This window comes from Halobiforma nitratireducens JCM 10879 (genome assembly GCF_000337895.1).
Taxonomy (GTDB): domain Archaea; phylum Halobacteriota; class Halobacteria; order Halobacteriales; family Natrialbaceae; genus Natronobacterium; species Natronobacterium nitratireducens.
Map to the genome: position 1 here is coordinate 1 of NZ_AOMA01000001.1, position 2,456 is coordinate 2,456.

At 53.8% G+C, this 2,456-nt stretch carries 3 protein-coding genes; all 3 read right to left on the reverse strand.

The genetic code is table 11. The annotated features are described in order from the left end of the window. Positions 1-38: 38 nt before the first annotated feature. Positions 39-551 carry a hypothetical protein gene (locus C446_RS17695; protein WP_006670979.1) on the reverse strand — a complete coding sequence of 171 codons (513 nt, stop codon included), beginning with the start codon at positions 549-551 and terminating at the stop codon, positions 39-41. Further along, positions 552-854, reverse strand: coding sequence for a hypothetical protein (locus C446_RS00010; RefSeq protein ID WP_006670980.1), 303 nt, complete (start codon positions 852-854; stop codon positions 552-554). 222 nt (positions 855-1,076) lie between these two features. After that, on the reverse strand, positions 1,077-2,456 hold a 1,380-nt coding region (locus tag C446_RS00015; RefSeq protein ID WP_006670981.1), incomplete at its 5' end, for a potassium channel family protein.

The window sequence follows — 2,456 nt, forward strand, 5'->3', positions numbered from 1 at the left end:
TGATATCAGCTGATTAGATCGCTCTTCAACAGAGCAATTCAGAGTTGTTCGAAAAGAGAGCGAGTGCGTTGCACGTAGCTATTTTTGTTCCAGCTACGAGTCGTGCTGATATTGTCGAGAAGCGTCAGTGCGTCACCTGAGGATAATTGATCAGTACGAACGAAGATCGAGAGAAGCGTTGGAGTCGTGACGAGGCGCGTATTTGCGAGAGAAGCGTGGATGAGTCCGAGTTGATTGAATTCGTCGCAGAGGAACAACGATGCATCGCACTCATTAGCGAGCGTAACAGCGGCATTTTCGCCGTCGTCGAGTGGAAACGTCGAATCGAGGTCAACGGTCTCTGTGGTGAGTGCATCGCGTCGGTCGAGAACGACTGTTGCGGCCCGACCGTGATCGTCATCATACGAAGCGATATCTCGGAGTTCTTCGACAACTTCCGGTGGAACGGTCACGTCGTAATCTGTGAGAAACACCGAGAGCGGGTCGGGGGGAGACTCAGCGACGACGCCGAGACTGACGAGTGCTGAGGAGTCTGCAACTGCTGTTGGCATCTATAACTCGGCGACTTCCTCGACGAAGTCCTCGTTGAGTTGCTGTTTGAGCACCCGGAAGTTGGCTGCCTTCTCAGCGCCGACGAGAGATTTGAGTTGGTCGAAGGTAATCTCGCCGTCGTAGTACGCGACTGCGATCTCTTGAACGAGTGCATCGTCGTGTGTGGCGTCCTGAAGGTACTCACGGAGTGCAGTGACGAGAATGTCCGTCCGGTCCTCGCCGAGGACATCTGCGAGCGCGTCAGTTCGGTCGATAAGCCGGTGGGGCGCACGAAACTGGACTCGTTTTTTCTCACTGCTCATTATGTGTACAATGTGAGTGTGTCTACTTAGGTATTGTCGTGTGTACACTGTGAGCTGCACAGTCGCGCTACTCAGAAAACATACTATATCTAACCAATAACCAAATAGATACATATGCATCACGGGAAAGTTTCGTACTCAAATTGTCGCCACTATGATCTGTTGGGCTGAAGTTCACTGACGAGAGAAGGCCCAGGTGGTGGGGAAGCGAATAGTTGAGCGTTACCGTACGAAGTCTTCGAACTCTTCTACAGACTCCGCTGGGCCTGCTGCGATGAGACTGTCTCCCTGCTGGAACACGAAATCGGTTCCAAATTCCGTGATGAACTGGTCGTTTCGTTCGATCGCAACGATGGTACAGCCGGTCCGGTTCCGGACATCGGCCTCTCTCACGCTCTGTCCCTCCAGTGCAGGTGCTTCCGTTCGGACGAAGTCGAAGTCGTCAGTCGTGGTGAAAATCGCCGCTTCATCGATGAGTGCGGAAGCAAGTACCTCACCCGTCACGTCAGGAAGCGAAAGGACGTAATCAGCACCAGCGTTGTAGAGTTTCCATACGTTTTCGGGGTCGTTCGCCCGTGCGATGATTTCGACATCGGGTGCGTGACGTTTGACGAGCAGCGTGGCATAGATCGCTATCGCATCGCTATTGACCGCGAGGACGAGTGATCGTGTGTTTTCGATATCGGCTCGCTCTAGCGTCTCTTCGTTAGTGATGTCGCCTACCACGTCGACAGCGTCACTCTTTCCAGCATCAACGACCGTCACGTCGATATTCTCGTTTCTGAGTTGTCGGGTCGTGGCGCTGCCGACGTCACCGTGCCCACAGACGACTACCCGCGACGGATGCCCGACGTGAGAGGGAAGTTTGCGAAGATCGGTATTCTCCAGGCGTGCTCGCTTCCCGGTAATCAAAAGAATCGTATTCTCCGGAATCATCGTGTTCGGCGATGGGGAGATGAGAAAGCGTGCGCCGAACCAGCCCCCGATAACAGTCACGTCTCCACCGAACGTATCGATTTCCTGAATTGTTTTGCCGACGAGATCGCTCCCTTCCTCGACGAGATACTCGTCGAACTCCAGATCGACGTCGGGATCGACTTCTTCCTGGAATCGCTCGGAGATCGTCTTCATCGACCGTTTGGCTAGACTTTCACCCAGACTCTCCTTCGAAATGACGACTTGATCTGCCCCGGCATATTCCTGGTAGGGGGCTGCATCACGGGTCCGGACGACACTGATGATCTTCATCGCGGGGTTGATTCTGGCTGCCGACAGAATGACAGTCGGGTTCGTCTCATCGTCAAGATCGGCTACTAATGCCCTAGCGCTTCTCGCATTTGCGTTCTCGAGTGTCTGGATCTCTTCAGCATTTCCGTAGATAGCGGTCATATCGGCGTCGTTTAGCCGCTTGACCATTTCCGGATCGGAGTCGATGAACAGGTACGGAATTTCGGCTTCTTCCAGTTCAGATTTCAGCACGTCGTCCATCGCCGAGAACCCACAGATGATGACGTGATTGGTGAGGTCCGTCTTCGTTGGAGGTGTGGTGTCCAATGCTTTGCGGAGCAACGGAACGCCGAACAGCGGAATCGCAAGGAAGAC